Genomic DNA, 18,674 nt, shown 5'->3' with positions numbered 1-18,674 from the left:
CCGGCCTTCCCGAACCATCGGCCTCCCCGGGGCCACCGGCTTCCACGGAGCCGCCACCAGCCTTCCCCGGAGCCACGGCGTGCTCAGCCACCGACGCGTTCATGGCCGTACGTCGAAGCCGCCGCGTCCGTCGAACCGAACCTCCCGCACGGCATCGAAGCCGTCCGCCGTCGACGGCCTGCGCAGCCGCTTCAGCGTGGCCAGCACACCGATGTCGGGGACCCGGTCGCGGCCCTCCCGTGCGGCATTGCGCTGCAGGCAGCCGGTGAGGTCCGGCGGGAACCAGTAGGCCGTCACCGTCGCGTCGAAGGCGTGGGCCAGTTCCACCAGCGGGCCCCATTCCTCCGGTGACGGATTGGTGTTGTCCACCGCCACCGGCCGCCCGGACGCGAGTGCCTCCTCGACCAGGCGCATCTGCCGCCGCTGCTTGTTGCGGGCGCCCCGTGGGAAAAGGTCCTTGCTCACCAGGTCGTACCGGTCGGCCAGGCACTGGGCGTAGAACGTGGACTTCCCGGACGCCTGGAGCCCGACGAGGACGGCCATGTCCACTCCTGTCGCCATACCGGCCACGATGACAGGCCGTCGGCGTGCGGCGGAAGCCAGGGCCGGACGTGTCGTGACCGGGCACCGGCCATGCCGGTCTCCCCCTGGGTGCCGCCCCGTGCCGCGACTGCGGCTTGGGCGTATCGTCCCGATATGGGGCTACGTGGGATGCGCGGTGAGCGCCTCCGGTGCGGAGCGTCTCCCGGCCGGAGGCGGCAGCGGGGCGCGCCTGCCGGGGAGCGGCACGGACGGGCGCGGGCGCTCCCCTGTCCGCGGCGGAGCCGGCTTGCGAGGTGGGACCACTGACCGGAGAGGTTGCACGGCCGCGGGGCGCCCACCAGCCGGACGAGGCGCTCGCCGCGGTCGTACGCCGTGCCGGCGCCTCCGCCGGGGGCGTGTACCTGCTCTCCGGCGACGAGCCGGTGCTGCACCTGGTGGTGATGTGCGGGGTGTCGGCACTCGTCGCCGGGCCGTGGCGGCGGGTGCCCCTGGCGACCGTGGGCCCGGTCTCCGACGCCGTACGCGAGGACCGCCTGGTCTGGGTGGGCGGACAGGACGACATGGCGCGGACCTATCCGCGGACCGCGATGGCGTTGCCCTACCGGTTCGCGATGGCGGCCGCCCCGCTCGACGGGGCCCGGCAGTGCTGGGGCGCCCTGCTCCTGCTGTGGCCGGCCAGCCACCCGCCGGCCCTCACCCACCGCGAACGGGGCCACCTCACCTCCAGCGCGCGGCAGATCGGCCGCCTGCTGGACGAGGGCGGCCGGCGGCCGGCCATCCCGGAGGAGCCGCGTCTCATCCGGCTGAGCCGTACGGTGACGGGGCCCGCACAGTCGGCGCTCGCCGCCGCGGACCTCGTCGAGCGCCTGCCCGTCGGCACCATGGCGCTGGATCTCGAGGGCCGCGTCACGTACGTCAACACGGCCGCCCTCGATCTGCTGGGCCGCAGTGCCGGCCAGCTGCTGGGAACCCTGCCGTGGCAGTCGCTGCCCTGGATGGACAACCCCGTCTCCGAGGACCACTACCGCACCGCCGTGCTCAGCAGGGAGCCCGTGGCCTACACCGTGCTGCACCCGCCCGACCGGTGGCTCGACTTCCGGCTCTACCCCGACGACAGCGGCATGAGCGTGCTGATCACCCCGAGCGGCGCGGGCGGCCGGGAACCCCGGACCGCGGCAGCTCCCGGGACCGGTGCGGCCCTCGGGGCCGGTCCAGTACCGCCGTCGCCGCGCCCGGCCGGTCCCGGCGCGACGGACGGTGCCGCCGGGCGCATCCACCAGCTGCTGCACCTGGCCGCGGCCCTGACCGAGACCGTGGGCGTGCGGGACGTCATCGACCTGGTCGCCGACCAGGTCATGCCGGCCTTCGGAGCGCAGGGCATGGTCCTCTCCACGAAGGACGCCGGCCGGCTCCGGATCGCCGGGCACCGCGGTTACCAGCCGCGAGCCGTCGAACGCCTGGACGGACTCTCCCTGGACACCGGTCTCACGCCGGCCGGGCAGGTGCTGATCACCGGCGCCCCGCAGTTCTTCAACGACCCCACCGAGATGGCGCGGGCCCATCCGCTGGCTCCCGCGCTCAGCGGGAAGCAGGCCTGGGCGTTCCTGCCCCTCATCACCCGCGGCCGGCCGGTCGGCTGTCTGGTCCTGTCCTACGACCACCCTCGCCCCTTCACCGCCGGCGACCGCGCCGCCCTCACGTCCCTCGCCGGCCTCATCGCGCAGGCGCTGGACCGGGCCCGGCTCTACGACGCCAAACACGACCTCGCCCACAACCTGCAGCAGGCCCTGCTGCCGCACTCCCTGCCCCACCTCGACGGGCTCGAGGTGGCCGCGCGCTATCTGCCCGCGACGCACGGCATGGAGATCGGCGGCGACTTCTACGACCTCATCCGCCTCGGCGACAGCACCGCCGCCGCCGTCATCGGCGACGTACAGGGCCACAACGCCACCGCCGCCGCCCTCATGGGACAGGTACGCACGGCCATCCACGCCCATGCCACCGCCGGCGCGAACCCGGCCGAGGTCCTCAGCCGCACCGACCGCGTCCTGGCCGACTTCAACTCCGAGCTCTTCGTCTCCTGCCTCTACGCGCACATCGACCTCGAGCGCCGGAGCGTCCGGCTGGCCAGCGCAGGGCACCCGCCGGCGATATTGCACCACCCGCGTCACCACCCCGGCGGCCGGGTCCTCGACATCGAACCCGGGCCGCTGCTGGGCATCGGCCTCGACGCGCCCTTCCCCATCACCACGCTGCCGCTGCTGCCGGGGACTCTTCTCGCCCTCTACACCGACGGCCTCGTCGAGACGCCCGGCACCGACATCACCCAGGCGATCAGCAGGCTCGCCCGGCGCCTCGCGGACATCCGGGGGACGCACATGGAGCACCTCATCGACGAGCTCATCCGACGCACGCTGCCCACCGGCCGGCACACCGACGACATCGCCGTACTCCTTCTGCGCGCCCGGGATCGTGCCGGGTGACCCGGACGCGGAGGGGTGTGGCGCTGCCGGGCGCCCGGCCGGGGGCAGGCCGGACGCCCGTTCTCGCCGGGCGGGGTCAGGACGTGCCGCTGCCCGCCGTCGTCGGCGCACCGGCCAGGATCGTCGGCTCGAGCTCCTCGTAGCGGCGGCGCCGGTCGGCCGCGTCCCGGTCCTGGAGGACCGTGGCGAGCCAGCCGGCCAGGAACCCGAGGGGGATGGAGGCGAGGCCGCTCGTCGTGTACGGGAACCAGTTGAAGTCCTGGTCGGGGAAGACCGCCTGCGGTGAACCGGACACCAGGTTGCTCCCGGCCAACAGGATGAAGGTGGCCGCGGTGCCCACGATGAGGGTGGCGAGCAGCCCGGTACGGGTGTAACGGCGCCAGAAGAGGCTGTACACCAGCGCGGGCGCGATCGCGGAAGCACCGACGCAGAAGGAGAGGATCAGCAGCGCCTGGAGGTTCAGGTGACGGACTCCGGCGGCGATCGCGATCGCGACGAGCCCGACGCAGGCCGCGGCGGCCCGGGCGAGGGCCATCTCCGTGGAGTTCTTCAGGTCGGCCCTGCGAAGCCCGTGCGCGATGAGGTCGTGCGCCAGCGTGTTGGCGCAGGCGAGGGTGATCCCGGCGACCGAGGCCAGCAGCGTCAGGAAGACCGCGGTGGCCACCATCGTGAACAGCAGGGTCTCGATCGCGGTCGGATCGGTGCCCATGACGGCCTGGCTGACCATCAGGAACGCCGTCTGGCCCTGCGGGTCGCCGGCGACGAGGGCCTTGTGGCCGACGATCGCGGACGCGCCGAACCCGATCACCGCGAGCAGCAGGCAGGTGACGACGACGGTCGAAACGGCCCAGGACATCGAGCGCCGCACGGCTTGCGCACTGCGCGAGCTGAAGGTGCGCATCGTGATGTGCGGCAGCACCGCCGCACCCAGCACGACCGTGAGCTGGGTGGCGATCATGTCGACGCCGTCGCCCGCGAACTGCATCCCGGAGGCGAGGTACGCCTCTCCCGCCCCGCTCCCGTGCTCGGCGGCGTCCAGCAGCCGGGGCAGGCTGAAGTCGAACCGGTCGAGGACGAGCACCGCGATGGCGGTGGCCGCGCTGAGGAGGACGACGGTCTTGACGATCTGGATGAGGGCGGTGCCCTTCATCCCGCCGATGGCCGCGTACGCGATCATCAGCAGGCCGAGGAACACGATCGCCCCGGTCTTGAAGCCGTCGGTGTGGAAGCCGAGAACGACGGCGAGGAGGTCACCCGCACCGGCGAGCTGGAAGATCACCAGCGGCAGCAGTGCGGCGAGGGTGACCACGGCCGTGGTGATCCGCACGATCGGGCCGGGGGCGCGGCGCGTGAGGACGTCCCCGGTGGTGAACCGGCCGGTGTTGCGCAGCGGTTCGGCGAGCAGGAACATCAGCAGGACCAGGGAGAGCACGGTACTCAGGGTGAGCGTGACTCCGTCGAAGCCGAGGAGCGCGATGATGCCGATGGTGCCGAGCACCGTACCCGCCGAGATGTAGTCGCCGGCGATGGCGAGACCGCTCTGCACGGGCGACAGCGAGCGGTAGCCGGTGTAGAACTCGCCCAGGTCGCCGTGGTCGGGTCCGGTCATCACGCACACCAGCAGGGTGACCGTGATGACGGCGATGAACGCGACCAGCGACATGGTCTGGGCGTCGGAACCGAACTCGGTCATGACCGGCCACCCCCCGAGGGGCCGCCGGGCCACGGGAACGGGTCCCGGCCGCCGGGGAACCCGGCGGCATCCGCCCGCCGGCCGCCGCGGGCCCCGAAGGCGCGAGCCTCCTCCTCCGGCGGCCGCGTGCGCTCGCGGATGGCCGTCGCGAGCGGGTCGATGCGGTGGCGTGCGATGCGCTCGTACAGGGCGATCGCCGCGAGCGCCACCGGCAGCTGGCAGAGCCCGAGCATCAGGCCGGTGGTGAGTCCGCCGGTGATCGTGCTGGTCATCAGCCCGGGCGCGAAGGCCGAGAGGAAGAGGAAGAGGACGAAGTACCCGAGTGCGGTGAGCGTCGAGACGCGGCGCAGCTTGCGGTAGCCGGAGCGGAGCGCGTCGAGGTCGCCGTGGGGGCGGTCCGGCTCGTGCCGGCCTTGTTGCTGCGGCGGGGCGGGCGCGTCCCAGAAGTACGGGGCCGTGTCCTGGGGCGGGTGGGAGGGGGGCGGATCAGGGAAGGTGCGGTGGTACGACATCACGTGCTCCTAGCCGCCGTGGGGGCAGGCGGGCGGGTGGGTGCCGGTTGGTGCGCGCATGTTACTCACCGGTAGAGCGAGGGCGTAAGAGCCATCCCACCGACTGGACGGACGGGTTCCGTGGAGATTCCGGGCAGGTCGGAGGGCGGGCCGGCGACCGGTCGGGCCGGGGAGCGCGGGAGCGGCGTCGACAGCCGGGACGTACCGGGGCACGGTCGGCACCCGGCGCGCGGCCAATGCCGGGGGGCCGGGACTCCGTTACCCGGCGCCCCGGCCGAGGTTCCTCCACCGTCCGTCCGTACGCCTCGCCGTCCTCGCCCACCGGGCAGCGGACGACCGGGCACCGGAGCCGGTGAAGCAGTGCAAGCTCCTCGCCAGGGCAAGCCCGCTACCGGACGACCGGCCCACCAAAGCCGGCACACCCCTGCCGGGCGCCGGAGCCACGGACCAGCGCAAGCCCCTCCCCAGCGCAGGCCCACCACCGGACCGACCGGCCCACCAGGCAGCGGACGACCGGCCCACCGGAACCGGCACAGCACCGCCGCCCCCGCCAGGACGCACCGCGGTTGTCGCGGTCCACGACCACCGGCCGGGGCAGGCGCGGCAGTGGCGGTATCAGGCCGGGACAGGCACGGCAGCGGCCGTATCGGGCCGGGGCAGGCGCGGCAGTGGCGGTACCAGGCCGGGACAGGCGCGGCAGCGGCCGTATCGGGCCGCGCCGCGTCCCGCGACGGCAGCGGAGGACCGGGTCAGCGGCTCCTGCGGACCCGGGCCGCCGCGCGGGCTTCCGCCGCCTTGCGGGCCTCGGCGGCCTTGCGGGACTCCTTCGCGGGGCGGCCCGGGCGGGTGCCGAGCCCGCGGAAGGGTGCGTTGCCGCCGGCGGTCTTCGCCGGTGCCGGCGGGCGCTTCGCCCCGGTGATGGCGGTCAGTTTCTGCTCGCCCGAGCGCACCTGGGTGACGGTCGGCCGGATCCCGGCCTCGGACATCATCCGGTTCACGTCGCGCCGCTGGTCGGGGGTGACCAGGGTGACCACGTTCCCGGACTCCCCGGCGCGCGCCGTCCGCCCGCCCCGGTGCAGGTAGTCCTTGGCGTCGGCCGGCGGGTCGACGTTGACGACGAGGTCGAGCGCGTCGATGTGGATGCCGCGCGCCGCGACGTTGGTGGCCACCAGGACGGTGAACCCACCGTCCTTGAACCGGCCGAGCGTGTGCGTGCGCTGCGGCTGCGACTTCCCGCTGTGCAGGGCGGCGGCCCGTACACCGCTGGCCTGGAGGTGCCGGGTGAACCGGTCCACCCCGGCCTTGGTGTCCAGGAACATCAGGACGCGGCCGTCCCGCGCGGCGATCTCGGTCGCGGTCGCGTACTTGTCGGCGGGGTGGATGTGCAGCACGTGGTGTTCCATCGTGGTGACCGAGCCCGCCACCCGGTCGACCGAGACGAGCACCGGGTCGTGGAGGTGGCGCTGCACCAGCTGCTCGACGTCGCGGTCGAGAGTGGCCGAGAACAGCAGCCGCTGCCCCTCGGGGCGGACCTGGTCCAGGATGTCGGAGACCTGCGGCAGGAACCCCAGGTCGCACATCTGGTCCGCCTCGTCCAGCACGGTGATCCGCACCTCGTTCAGGTGGCAGTCCCGGCGCGACACCAGATCGGTCAGGCGCCCCGGCGTGGCGATGACCACGTCGGCGCCGGCCCGCAGCAGCGCGGACTGCCGGTTGAGCGACAGCCCGCCGACCACCGTCGCCAGTCGCACGTTCAGCGCCTGCGCGTACGGCTCCAGCGCGTCGCTCACCTGCTGGGCGAGCTCCCGGGTCGGCACCAGGACCAGGCCGAGCGGTCGCTTGGAGTCCGCGCGCCGGCCCGCCGTCCGGACGAGCAGCGCAAGCCCGAACGCCAGCGTCTTGCCGGAGCCGGTCCGCGCGCGGCCGAGGACGTCACGGCCGGCCAGCGCGTCGGGCAGGGTCGCCGCCTGGACGGGGAAGGGCTCGGTCACCCCCAGGCCGGTCATCGTCCTCAGCAGCTCGGACGGCAGCCCGAGTGCGTCGAAGGACTCGGCCGGCGGCAGGGCCGCGGCGCCCGTCCGCGGCATCGGGAGATCGCCCTGGGGCGCTGCGTCCCGCTGGGGCTCGCCGGCACGGGGGTGCCCAGGGGCGGGCGGCTTCGCGTTCATGGGGAACCTTCCTCGGTCTGGCGCCCGGAACGCGCCGGGGCCCGTACCCCTTGGTACGGGCCCCGGCGGTGTCGAAGCGTGTCCCCGATTTTACCAGTGGGCGTCAGGTGCCTTCCCGGGGTGCGCCCGGGGCACGGCCCGAACGGTCACTGCGACGGAACGGTCGTACGCGTGTGCGGCTCGTCGGGTTCGGACTCCTGCGGCGGCTCGCCGAGCTGCTCGCGCAGGTAGTTCCAGACCACCGCGATCAGCGCGGCCGCCGGTACCGCGAGCAGGCTGCCCACGATGCCGGCCAGGCTGCCGCCCAGGGTGACCGCCAGGAGGACCACCGCCGCGTGCAGGCCGAGTCCCCGGCTCTGGATCATGGGCTGGAACACGTTGCCCTCGAGCTGCTGCACCACGACGATGATCGCCAGCACGATCAGCGCGTCCGTCGGACCGTTCGAGACCAGGGCGATGAGCACCGCGACCAGTCCGGCGAAGAGGGCACCCACGATCGGCACGAACGCGGACACGAAGGTCAGCACCGCGAGCGGGAGCACCAGCGGAACGTCGAGGAACCACAGACCGAGGCCGATGAGGACGGCATCGAGGAGACCGACGAACGCCTGCGACCGTACGAACGCGCCGAGGGTCTCCCAACTGCGCTCCGCCACGATCGGGACGTCCGTGGCCAGCCGGCCGGGGAGCTGGCGGGCCAGCCAGGGCAGGAACCGCGGGCCGTCCTTGAGGAAGAAGAACATCAGGAACAGCGCCAGGACGGCGGTCACCACACCGTTGACCACGGTGCTCAGCCCGGTGACCACCGCGGTGACCATGCTGCCGATGCTGTCCTGGACGCGGGCGACGGCCGTGTCCAGGGCACCGGTGATCTGGTCGTCACCGATGTTCAACGGCGGCCCGGCGGCCCATTCCCGCATCCTCTGGATGCCTTCGGCCACGCCGTCGGCCAGCTCACCGGACTGCGACGCCACCGGAACGGCGATCAGCGCCACGATGCCCGTGACCACGAGCAGGAACACCACGGTCACCACCGACGCGGCCAGGGCCGGAGGCCACCCGCGCCGGCGCAGGAAACGGGCCAGGGGCCAGGTCAGCGTGGTGAGGAACAAGCCCACTATGAGAGGCCATACGACCGACCACATCCGTCCCAGGAGCCACAGGGCTACCGAAGCCGCCACGAGGACGAGCAGCAACTCGACGGAGGCACGCGCCGACGTGCGCAGTGCGGCGGCGGTTTTCGTGGAACTCAACGAAGCAGGCATGGGAGCACTTTAGGGGGACTTCCCCTCGCGCCCCCGCTCCCGCCGGGCCGGCGCGGTTCCCGTCCGCCCACCCGGAGTGCCGCCATGGACAGTTGCTCCCTGACCTCGGGGGATCCGGGGCGACCTCACCGCAGCGGGCCCGCGATCGCGGCGAGCGCGGCGAGGTGACGCCGGTAGGCGGCGAGTCCTTCCCCGGTCAGGCGCAACCAGGTTCGCGGCCGGCGTCCGACCTGGCCCTTCTCGACCGCGACCCACCCCGCCTCCTCCAGGCGCGAGACCTGCTTCGACAGTGCGGAGTCGGTGAGCTCCACGAGGTCGCGTACGTAGGCGAACTCGGCCTTCTCCACGGGAGCGAGGGCCGCGACGATCGACAGGCGCACGGCCGACGTCAAGAGGGGTTCGAGTTCGTGACGCGGGTGCGGGCCCTGCCCCGATCCGCCCGAGGCTGCGGTCGTCATGCGGCACGCCGCCCCTCACGCCACGCCGCCCAGGCAGCCGGCAGGGCGCATCCGAGGGCGGCCGCGACCGCGAAGACGACGCTGTCCGGGAAGGCGGTGAAGGCGAGTGCGAGGGTGAGCAGGTAGGCGACCGCCCAGCCGCCGATCACCCTGAGGTGCCGGCCGCCGTGGCCGCGCGGAATCACGGGCTGCCGGATCGCGAAGAGGGACAGCCCCACGACGACCAGGGCGTTGGCCAGGGTGCTGACGAGTGTCCCCGTCCGCCCGTGCCACAGCACCACCGTGGGAACGAGAACGAGCTGCCACCCGGCGAAAACCCACAGGTATGCGGCGTACCAGCCGCTTCGCCCCCGGGCCGTCCCCTCGATCCGCTCCATGTCCTTCAACGATGCCGCCGCATCCGCCCGTGCATCCATGACAGCCCCCTCCCGTCGCGCCGGACTCGCTTGCCTTACCTGACCGGCATCTACTTTCCACATTAGCAAGTACTTGCCGTTACGGATACGCGGATTCCTGAGTGCGGCCCTTCGGCGCATCCCTCGGCAGGCCGCCGCGCGGCACCGGCGCACGGACGGGGCCCCGGGATATCAGTGGTGAAAGACGGCGATCAGCGGTGATCGCCACTGTCCGAAAGGCGGGAGACCGTGTCCGTCCAGCCCATTCCCGAGGGATACCCGCGCGTCACGCCGTACCTCTGCGTCGATGGAGCCGCGGCAGCGATCGACTTCTACGTGGCCGTGCTCGGCGCGGAGGAACGGATGAGGATGCCGGCTCCGGACGGGAGGATCGGCCACGCCGAGCTGGCGCTGGGCAACTCGGTCATCATGCTCGCGGACGAGTTCCCGGACATGGAATTCCGTTCCCCCAAGGCGGTCGGGGGCACGCCGATCACCCTGCACGTGTACGTGGCGGACGTCGACGCGGTCTTCGCCAAGGCCCTCGCCCAGGGCGCCCGGGAACTCTCACCGGTCAAGAACGAGTTCTACGGCGACCGCACCGGCCAGTTCGAGGACCCGTACGGTCACCGCTGGAACATCGCCTCGCACATCGAGGACGTCCCTCCGGACGAGTTGGAGAAGCGGGCCCGGGAAGCCATGTGAACCTGGGACCGGAAGGCCGGGGCGGGGGCCGGGCCCTCGTCCAGGAGCCACCTTCGGGCACCGGCGCCCGCATCGTACGGCCGTCACCGCCCGCCACCGGTGGCGCGCGGACCAGCCCGGCGTCACACGCTCCGTATACGCCGGAACGGCCGTTCCGCCTCCAGCTGGAACGCGACCTCCAGCAGCGTCCCTTCGCTGCCGGGGCGGCCGGAGAACATGACACCGATGGGGAGCCCCTCCTCCGTCGCACTCGCCGCGGGCACCGAGATCGACGGAGTTCCGACGACGTTGTTGATCGGCGTGAAGGCGACGTACGCGATGATGCGTTCGATCAGCGTCGGGTACGGAACGACCGGGCTGAGGTGACCGATCCGCGGCGTGGTGTGGGCGAGCACGGGCGAGAGGACGAGGTCGAGCCCGCGGAACGCCGCCGCGTACGCCACTTTCGTACGCTTCAGCCTCCGCAGCACACCCGGAGTCCGCCGCCAGTCCCGCAGGTACGCCTCGCGCAGTCCCTGGCTGAGGCCGTCCATGCGGCGCCGGTCGAAGTCGGCGCCGAGCGTGCGGCCCGTGACGCCGAGGAGAAACGACAGCATCCCCCAGTAGGTGAGGAAGTCGCTGGTGAAGCGGGGGTCGAGGGGCAACTCCACCGGTTCCACGGAGTGGCCGAGCCGTTCGAGCGTCGTGACGGTCTCGGTGACGGCCGTGCGGGTGGCGGCGTCGGAGCGGACGCCGTTCGGCGAGTCGAGCAGGAACCCGATGCGCAGCCGCCGCCCCGAAGGACCCTCGACCAGGCCGACGGGCGGCAGCTTCGGGCTGGGCCGGTACCTCTCGGCGGCGGCGAGGAACGCGGCCGTGTCCCGCACGGAACGGCTCAGGATGCCGTCGGAGATGATGTCGATCGGCAGTTGACGGCTCTGGGCGTTCGCCACGACCCGGCCACGGGTCGGCTTGAGGCCGACGAGTCCGCAGCAGGCGGCCGGGATCCTGATGGAACCTCCACCATCGTTGGCGTGCGCGATCGGCACCGCCCCGGCGGCTACGAGCGCCGCGCTGCCGCCCGACGAACCACCTGCCGAGCAGCCCGTGTTCCACGGGTTACGCACGGGCTCGGCGTCCTCGAACTCCGTCGTCGGGCTGAAGCCGAACTCGGGCAGCCGGGTCTTGCCCAGCACCGTGACGCCGCTGCTCAGGAACTGCCGGGCGAACGGGGCGTGCCGCCGCACGGCCTTCGGGGTGAAGGCCGCGCTGCCGTGCCCGGTGGGCAGTCCCAGGAAGTCGGTGTTGTCCTTGACGAAGGTCGGTACGCCCGCGAAGACACCGCCCGCCGCGGCAGCGTGCGCCGGAGCATCGATGTGCACCTGGACCGCGTTGAGCCGCGCCTCGACCGCCCGTACCCGCTCACGCGCGTCCCGGGCCACCTCGGCGGCGCCGACCTCACCCCGCCGGATCGCCGCGGCGAGCCCGACGGCGTCATGCTCCCCCAGGGCGTCGTCGCGGAAGGCGTGCACCGTGGTCCGTTCCTCGAAAGTCGTCACCGCTGCCTCAGCCTCCGCCGTGTGCCGTCGTTGCCCGTCATCATCCCGTACCGGCAAGTAACACGCGAGGGGTCGGCCGCCGCTCGCCGCCACCGGTTGCCGCCTGCCCGTGCACGGCGTACGGACCGGTGCCACACCGCACTCAACGGACACCCGCCCATCAGCCCCGTCAACAACGCTGCGGGTCGATACGGCTAGCGCGGACCGGAGCGACGGCGCAGTACGTATCCGACGGCCGCGACCGCGACCAGCGCGGCCGCCGCGATCCCCGCCCAGGCGCCGGCCGACATGCCGTCGTCGCCGTCGGACGCCGCGGCGGTCGCGGTGGACGTCGGCGTGGGAGCAGCCGGCGTGGGTTCGCTCGGCGCCGGGGCGGTGGGCGTGGGGCTCGTCGTGGCGGCGCCGGGTGCCGCCGGAGCGAGCTTCAGCACGGGGGCGCTGTTGCCGTGTCCGTGACCTGCTCCGCTTCCGGAGTTGCCGAGCTCGATCCAGCGGTCGATGCGGCCGTCGCTGTAGATCTGCAGCGTCTTGAACGCCAACTCCCCGGCGCGGGGCAGTTGTCGGACGATGACGGAGTACTCGGCGTCCTCGCCGGCCGCGACGGCCGGGCCCTTGACGGTGTAGCCGTCGGCGCCGCGGCTGAAGGACCAGCCCTTGGGGCCCTTGCCGTAGGTGACATCGGCCGGGGTGATGCCCTGAGGCAGGACGACGCGCAGCTCGGTGATGCCGGCCGTGTCCGATTCGGATTCGGCGTCGAAGGTGAGCGTGACGTTCTCCGCGAGGGCTTGCGCCGTGTCGGCCTCGACCTCGACATGGGCGACGGCGGGCCCCGCCCCGAGGAGGATGGCGGCGACCGCGGTGGTGAGGGAAGTGCCCAGGCGGCGCGGGGTGATGTGCGTACGGGACAAGGCGTCTCCAGTTCATGGCGGTCAGGCCGGGGCGGCCTCGGGCGACCGGGCCTCCCGGAATGGATCACGTCGCGGGATGCCGCCCATCCGGCGGCCCCCGCCCCACCACTGCGCATGTCTGCCGCGAGGCGCCCCTGGGGCGACGGAGGACCATGCCCGCCGACGCCGGGACCCCGCCACGCAACGGGGTCACTGCGGCCGGGTGGTGGACGCTCAAGCCCAGGACCGTACCCACGACGGCGAACGCGCCGGCCCGGGCAGGACACGGCGCGCGGTGTGGTTCATAGGGTCGGTGCATGGCCCGCTCATCATGGTCCACCAGCCGGAAGGCCGGCAGCCGCTTCGGGGCAGGACGGCCAGAGCGTGTACCGGAAGGGGGCTCCTCACGCCTCACGGGGGAGTCTCAGCAGCTCACCCGGAGGGCGAGGCCGGCTCGCTGCCGGCGGTGGGGCCCGGCGCCGCCACATGGCCCTGGCCATGGCTGGAACACCGTTGCGGTACTAGGCCGCGGGGAGGTCGGCCCAGCGTGTGATCCCTTCGGTGCCGACGCGTATGCCGCAGCGGGCAGCCAGCGCGGTGACGATGTCGATGCCGCGGCCGTGCTCGTCCGGGTCCGGGGCTTCCCACCCGTCACCGGCGAGGACGGGTCCCGCGTCGGTGACTTCCACGCGCAAGGCCCCGCGTCCGTCGACACGGACCCACGACAACCGCAGCGTCGCCGGTGGCAGGGCGTGGACCAGCGCGTTGGTCAGCAGTTCCGAGACCACCACGAGTGCGTCCATGACGGCGTCGGGAGACAGGCCCCACTCGGCGAGTACGTCGCGAACACGCCCGCGGACGGCGGGCACGGCCCCCGGGGCGTGGGGCACGGGGCAGACGTGATCGACAGCGTCGGGGCCGGGCCGACCGACTGCCCTGGGGCCGACGATGTTGAGCTGAGCGGCCATCTGCCCTCCTTGACGAATGAAGCCGACGGGTGCCGACATCACGCACGCTATGAAGTGAGATGAAACCGGTCAATAAACGACGGTCGGCATTACCGAACGCCAGTCGATATCGGGAGAAACCGCCACGTCATGGCTGATGTGGGACGGCGAAGGCGGATCTAGAATCGCGGTATGGCCGGTCCCGTCCAGTCCATCGAACGGGCGGCGGCGATTCTCCGCCTGCTCGCCGCGGGCCCCCGTCGGCTCGGTCTCGGCGAGGTGGCCGCCTCGCTGGGGCTGGCGAAGGGGACGACCCACGGCATACTGCGCACCCTCCAGCACGTGGACTTCGTCGAGCAGGACGCGGCGACCGGGAAGTACCAGCTCGGGGCGGCCCTCCTGCACCTCGGCACCAGTTACCTCGATGTGAACGAACTGCGATCGCGCTCGATCAACTGGGCCGACGCCCTGGCCGCCCGCAGCGGCGAAGCGGTCCGCCTCGGCACTCCCCTGGAAGGCAGAGTGCTCGTCATCCACCACGTCTTCCGCCCGGACGACACCCTCCAGACCCTGGACGTGGGCGCCCTGCTGCCCCTGCACGCCTCCTCGCTCGGAAAGGTGCTGCTGGCGTTCGGCACCGCGAACCTCGATGCGGCGGTCGACGCCGGGCTGGAGGCGTACACCCGGCACACCCTGGCCCGCGAGGACGAGCTCGTCCAGGCCCTCGCCGAGATCCGGGAGAACGGCTGGGGCGCCGAAGTGCAGGAGATGAGCATGGGGGAAGCCGGCGTCGCCGCGCCCATCAGGGGGCACGGCGGCCTCGCGGTGGGCGCCATCGGCCTGTCCGGCCCGGTCGAGCGGATCTGCGACGTCAGGGGCCGGCCGGAGATCAAGCTGCTCACTCTGCTCCGTGAGGCAGCCCGGGCGATCTCACGAGACCTGGGAGCCGCCCGCTGGTAGATCCGCACAGCGCGTCTCCACGCAGCGCATCCCCACGCATCGCATCTGAACGCATCGGAAGGCGGTCCGGATCATGGTCGAACGGTATGTGATGTCCATCGACCAGGGCACCACCTCCACCCGGTGCATCCTGTTCGACCACCGCGGACGATTGGTGTCCGTGGCCCAGCGCGAGCACCAGCAGTTCTTCCCGAAGCCCGGCTGGGTCGAGCACGACGCCCTGGAGATCTGGCGCAATCTGCGGCGCATCGTGCCCGAGGCCCTGTCCGGCGCGGGCGACGGCGTCGCCGCGGAGGCCGTCTCGGCCCTGGGCATCGCGAACCAGCGCGAGACGACCGTCCTCTGGGACCGGCGGACCGGCACCCCGCTGGACAGGGCGATCGTCTGGCAGGACACCCGCACGGCCCCGCTCGTCGAAGACCTGCGCAGAGACCCGGGCGACGCGTTCTTCCTGGAACGCTGCGGCCTGGCGCCCTCGACGTACTTCTCCGCACCACGGATCCGCTGGCTCTTCGACCACGTGCCCGGGCTGGCACGGCGGGCGGCGAACGGCGACGTCCTGTTCGGCACGATGGAGTCCTGGCTGATCTGGAACCTCACCGGCGGGACGGCGGGAGGCCGCCACATCACCGACGTGACCAACGCCAGCCGCACGATGCTCATGAACATGAGCACGCTGGAATGGGACGAGGAACTGCTGGGGTTCTTCGGGATTCCGCACGCGATCCTGCCCGAGATCCGGTCCTCGGCGGAGTGGTACGGCGAGGACCGCTCGGTGCTCCCCGGCAGGCCCATCACGGCCGCGCTCGGCGATCAGCAGGCCGCGCTCTTCGGGCAGACCTGCTTCTCCCCGGGCGAGGCGAAGTGCACCTACGGAACCGGCAGCTTCCTGCTGCTCAACACCGGCACCGACATCGTCCGGTCCCGCAACGGGCTGCTCACCACCGTCGCCTACAAGATCGACGAGCAGCCCGCGGTCTACGCGCTCGAAGGCCCGATCGCCGTCACCGGCGCCCTGGTCCAGTGGTTCCGCGACCGGCTGGAGCTCATCAACAGCGCACCGGGCATCGAGACCCTCGCGCGGACCGTCGAGGACAACGGCGGCTGCTACATCGTCCCGGCGTTCTCCGGTCTCTTCGCCCCCCACTGGCGCAGCGACGCACGCGGCGTGATCGTCGGCCTGACCTCGTACATCACCAAGGGGCACCTGGCCAGGGCGGCGCTGGAATCCACCGGCTGGCAGACGAAGGAGGTCGTCGACGCCATGAACGCCGACTCCTCGCTCACCCTGCGGGAGCTGAAGGTCGACGGTGGCATGACGTCCGACAACCTCCTCATGCAGATCCTCGCCGACGTCCTCGACGTGCCGGTGGTGCGGCCCATGGCCGCCGAGACCGTCTCCCTGGGCGCCGCCTACGCCGCCGGGCTGGCCGCCGGCTACTGGGCGGACCTGGAAGTGCTGCGCGGCAACTGGCACCGGGCGGCCCAATGGCTGCCGGACATGGACCCCGCGCGACGGGCGTCGGAGTACGACAACTGGCAGCGGGCCGTGGAACGGTCCCTGGGCTGGATCAGACGGCCGAGCGGCCCCTGATACCGCAGCGGTGTGTCCGCCGTGACGGTCGGGCAGCTCCTGGGGGCGGTACGCGACGGCTCCCACGGCACCTCGCCGGTGGAGACGAGCTCCCGGCCGCTCCGGCGTGGCGCCGTCGGGTGAAGCCCGGCCGGAGAACGGGAGTCGTCCCGGTCGCCGGAGGAGCCTCGCCCTGCGGGGGTCCTGTGTCAGGGTGCGGCGGCGGAGTCGCCGGGCCGACCATCGGCGCCGGCGTCGGCAGGGGGCCTGTCGTCATAGGGGTCGGTCGGCTCCGGGATCTTCTCGAGGCCGGTCGCGTCGAGGGCGGGTCTCGCCTCTTCCGACCCCGGAGAGCCCAGCGGGCGCCACACACCTGTGACGGTGACCCAGGTGTCCGCCGCCGGGGCGCGCATCCCGAACACCTCGACCTTCATCACCCCGGCGTCCGCCGCGCAGCACTGGATCAGCAGCCGGCTGAGGTACCACCTGCCGTCGTCCCCGGGCGTGACGAAACCGGTCAGGCGAACGGTCCGGCCCCGCAAGGAATGCTCCGTGTCGTAGATCGCCCGCGCGCTGAAGTCCCGTACGGCCATCGGGACCGGACCGGTGGCAGGCAGGTCGGGGAACGTGGCCGTGCGCGAGGCGGCCATGACGTCGTCGCGCGCGGCGGTGTAGGAGCCGAGCGCCGGCGGGGCGAAGAGCAGGAGCATCACGGCCGGCACGTAGAGGAGCCATGCCACGCGCGGGCCATGGGCGTGGTCGTGTCCGTGGCCCGCGTGCCCGTCCTCCGGCTCGGCGAGCACGGGGTGCTCGTCCTCCGGTTCCGTGAGCCGGGCCCGCGCGTACGAGCGCGCCTCCCGCACGGCCGCGAGGAGACCGAGGACGAGCAGCACCGCTCCGGTGGCGATCAGCAAGGGACGCAGTCCCGCCTTCACGTACCGCAGGTACACCTCGCTGAGCAACGAGATGCGCAGCACCGCCGCACCCGTGAGGACCAGGAGCAGTGCCTGGAACCGGCCCTTCACAGCAGCCACCACCCGACGAGAACGCTCGAGAGCACGGCCACCACGAACGTGGCCGAGGAGAACCGGAGGGCGAAGGGCCGTCCGAACGTCCCTGCTTGGAGGGCGATGAGCTTCACGTCCACCATCGGGCCCACCACCATGAAGGCCAGCCGGGCCGTGGGCGAGAAGCCGGTGAGGGAGGCGGCGACGAACGCGTCCGCCTCGGAGCAGACCGCGAGGACGACCGCGAGGACCGCCAGGGCCAGCACGGACAGCCACGGCGAGGAGGAGACGGTCTCCAGCACGGACTGCGGAACGAGGATGTTGAAGGTGGCCGCCGCCATGGCGCCCACGACGAGGAAGCCACCCGCGTGCAGGAAGTCGTGCTGGAGGCCGTCGCGGAACACCTGCCACCTGCCGGCCGGAGCCGTCCTGCGGGGCGCGGGCAGCCGGAGCCACTCGGGCCGGCCCAGGGCGGCCCACAGCCAGCCCATGGTGACCGCCACGGCCAGCGACGCGATCAGGCGGGCCAGCACCATCTCGGGGCTTCCGGGGAAGGCAACGGCCGTGGCCACGAGGACGATCGGGTTGATCGCTGGAGCGGACAGCAGGAACGCCAGGGCCGCGGCCGGGGCGACCCCGCGCCCCATGAGGCTGCCGGCCACGGGCACGGACGCACATTCGCAGCCGGGCAGCACCGCACCGGCCGCACCCGCGACCGGCACCGCCAGCGCCGGCTTGCGCGGCAGTAGGCGATCGAACACCGAGGCCGGCACGAACGCGCTGATGGCCGCCGAGATCAGCGTGCCGAACACCAGGAACGGCAGCCCCTGCACGGTGATGGCCACGAAGACGGTCCGCCACGCCCGGAAAGCCGGTGTGTCCAGATGGAACAGGACGTCCGGAACGACCACCATGGCCACGGTGCCGACCGCCAGCAGCAGGACACCGCCGGCCACCAGGACCCCGAGGCCCCGCAGCAGCGTTCCCAGCCACCCGACCGGTCCGGCCCTCCCGGACACCGGGTCTTCCACGTGCACGTGCCCCTCCCTTGCGAGGGGGCAAGACTAGCGACGGCTCTCGCGAGGGTGCGAAGGAGCCCTTGCCGGGAGCACGGGCGACGGCCCGGACCGAGGGCCCGGAGGCGTCGTATGCCGGTCTCAGTCGTGTGGAGCCGCGCCGCTGACGCGGTGGTCCGCGTGGCTGAGCGCCTCCAGGACGAGGCGGCGCAGGTGGCCGTCGCGCAGGCTGTAGTAGACGTGCCGCCCTTCCCTGCGCGTCTCCACGAGCCCCGCCAACCGCAGCTTCGCCAGGTGCTGGCTCACCGCCGTCCGTGATGCCGCGCAGCGCTCGGCCAGCGAACCGACGTCCGACTCCCCCCGCGCGATGAGCCACAGCAGATGCAGCCGGGTGGGGTCGGCCAGCATGGCGAAGACCTCGGTCGCCTCGGCAAGACGCACGCTGTCCGGCGCGCGCAGATGCGTACCGGGCGCAGCTGGGAGTGATTCGCGGGCGGCCATGCACACAGCGTAGAGGCCTATCG

17 protein-coding genes are annotated in these 18,674 nt (G+C 72.6%); 4 read left to right on the top strand and 13 right to left on the bottom strand.

Annotated elements, in window-relative coordinates; translation table 11 throughout:
* Positions 1-99: 99 nt before the first annotated feature.
* A complete protein-coding gene (locus tag IH00_RS0130870) occupies positions 100-561 on the bottom strand; it encodes an ATP-binding protein (RefSeq protein WP_031079347.1) in 462 nt (153 codons plus the stop codon).
* 275 nt (positions 562-836) lie between these two features.
* On the opposite strand from IH00_RS0130870, the gene IH00_RS0130865 reads away from it, so the two are divergent.
* Positions 837-3,026, top strand: a complete 2,190-nt coding sequence (locus tag IH00_RS0130865) for a SpoIIE family protein phosphatase (RefSeq protein ID WP_234335023.1) — start codon at positions 837-839, stop codon at positions 3,024-3,026.
* 76 nt (positions 3,027-3,102) lie between these two features.
* Here IH00_RS0130865 and IH00_RS0130860 read toward each other — a convergent pair whose 3' ends face one another.
* The 6 genes from IH00_RS0130860 to IH00_RS39110 form a co-directional block, all read right to left on the bottom strand.
* On the bottom strand, positions 3,103-4,719 hold the full coding sequence (locus tag IH00_RS0130860; RefSeq protein ID WP_031079345.1) for a sodium/solute symporter: 1,617 nt from the start codon (positions 4,717-4,719) through the stop codon (positions 3,103-3,105).
* Positions 4,716-5,231, bottom strand: coding sequence for a DUF485 domain-containing protein (locus tag IH00_RS40805; protein ID WP_078888050.1), 516 nt, complete (start codon positions 5,229-5,231; stop codon positions 4,716-4,718). The genes IH00_RS0130860 and IH00_RS40805 overlap by 4 nt, the downstream gene beginning before the upstream one ends.
* Before the next feature lie 749 nt (positions 5,232-5,980).
* Positions 5,981-7,399 (bottom strand): DEAD/DEAH box helicase, encoded by a 1,419-nt coding sequence (locus tag IH00_RS0130850; protein WP_031079341.1) that lies wholly within the window; start codon positions 7,397-7,399, stop codon positions 5,981-5,983.
* A gap of 146 nt (positions 7,400-7,545) precedes the next feature.
* Complete coding sequence (locus tag IH00_RS0130845) at positions 7,546-8,664, bottom strand: AI-2E family transporter (RefSeq protein WP_031079340.1); 1,119 nt, start codon at positions 8,662-8,664, stop codon at positions 7,546-7,548.
* A gap of 125 nt (positions 8,665-8,789) precedes the next feature.
* Positions 8,790-9,122: a winged helix-turn-helix domain-containing protein gene (locus IH00_RS0130840; protein ID WP_031079339.1), complete on the bottom strand. Its 333-nt coding sequence runs from the start codon at positions 9,120-9,122 to the stop codon at positions 8,790-8,792.
* Positions 9,119-9,538, bottom strand: a complete 420-nt coding sequence (locus tag IH00_RS39110) for a hypothetical protein (RefSeq protein ID WP_158828024.1) — start codon at positions 9,536-9,538, stop codon at positions 9,119-9,121. The genes IH00_RS0130840 and IH00_RS39110 overlap by 4 nt, the downstream gene beginning before the upstream one ends.
* 228 nt (positions 9,539-9,766) lie before the next feature.
* Between IH00_RS39110 and IH00_RS0130830 the strand changes: the two genes are divergently transcribed.
* Positions 9,767-10,222 carry a VOC family protein gene (locus IH00_RS0130830; RefSeq protein ID WP_031079336.1) on the top strand — a complete coding sequence of 152 codons (456 nt, stop codon included), beginning with the start codon at positions 9,767-9,769 and terminating at the stop codon, positions 10,220-10,222.
* Positions 10,223-10,344: 122 nt separating this feature from the next.
* On the opposite strand, the gene IH00_RS0130825 is transcribed toward IH00_RS0130830, so the two are convergent.
* The 3 genes from IH00_RS0130825 to IH00_RS0130815 form a co-directional block, all read right to left on the bottom strand.
* A complete protein-coding gene (locus tag IH00_RS0130825; RefSeq protein WP_031079335.1) occupies positions 10,345-11,760 on the bottom strand; it encodes an amidase in 1,416 nt (471 codons plus the stop codon).
* A 194-nt stretch (positions 11,761-11,954) separates the two neighbouring features.
* A complete protein-coding gene (locus IH00_RS0130820; RefSeq protein ID WP_031079334.1) occupies positions 11,955-12,668 on the bottom strand; it encodes a DUF1775 domain-containing protein in 714 nt (237 codons plus the stop codon).
* Between the two features lie 500 nt (positions 12,669-13,168).
* A complete protein-coding gene (locus tag IH00_RS0130815; RefSeq protein ID WP_031079332.1) occupies positions 13,169-13,615 on the bottom strand; it encodes an ATP-binding protein in 447 nt (148 codons plus the stop codon).
* Positions 13,616-13,786: 171 nt separating this feature from the next.
* On the opposite strand from IH00_RS0130815, the gene IH00_RS0130810 reads away from it, so the two are divergent.
* Positions 13,787-14,554 carry an IclR family transcriptional regulator gene (locus IH00_RS0130810; RefSeq protein ID WP_031079330.1) on the top strand — a complete coding sequence of 256 codons (768 nt, stop codon included), beginning with the start codon at positions 13,787-13,789 and terminating at the stop codon, positions 14,552-14,554.
* 73 nt (positions 14,555-14,627) lie between these two features.
* Positions 14,628-16,148, top strand: a complete 1,521-nt coding sequence (glpK, locus tag IH00_RS0130805; protein ID WP_031079329.1) for a glycerol kinase GlpK — start codon at positions 14,628-14,630, stop codon at positions 16,146-16,148.
* A 188-nt stretch (positions 16,149-16,336) separates the two neighbouring features.
* Here the strand turns inward: glpK and IH00_RS0130795 are convergent, their stop codons facing one another.
* The 3 genes from IH00_RS0130795 to IH00_RS0130785 form a co-directional block, all read right to left on the bottom strand.
* Complete coding sequence (locus IH00_RS0130795; protein WP_324615808.1) at positions 16,337-17,161, bottom strand: TIGR03943 family putative permease subunit; 825 nt, start codon at positions 17,159-17,161, stop codon at positions 16,337-16,339.
* Positions 17,149-18,048 carry a permease gene (locus IH00_RS0130790; protein WP_078888058.1) on the bottom strand — a complete coding sequence of 300 codons (900 nt, stop codon included), beginning with the start codon at positions 18,046-18,048 and terminating at the stop codon, positions 17,149-17,151. The genes IH00_RS0130795 and IH00_RS0130790 overlap by 13 nt, the downstream gene beginning before the upstream one ends.
* Positions 18,049-18,291: 243 nt before the next feature.
* Positions 18,292-18,651, bottom strand: coding sequence for an ArsR/SmtB family transcription factor (locus IH00_RS0130785; protein WP_031079326.1), 360 nt, complete (start codon positions 18,649-18,651; stop codon positions 18,292-18,294).
* Between the last annotated feature and the right edge of the window lie 23 nt (positions 18,652-18,674).

The organism is Streptomyces sp. NRRL S-118 (assembly GCF_000716335.1).
In the GTDB taxonomy this organism is placed as follows: domain Bacteria; phylum Actinomycetota; class Actinomycetes; order Streptomycetales; family Streptomycetaceae; genus Streptomyces.
This window is presented reverse-complemented; position numbering and strand designations above follow the sequence as displayed.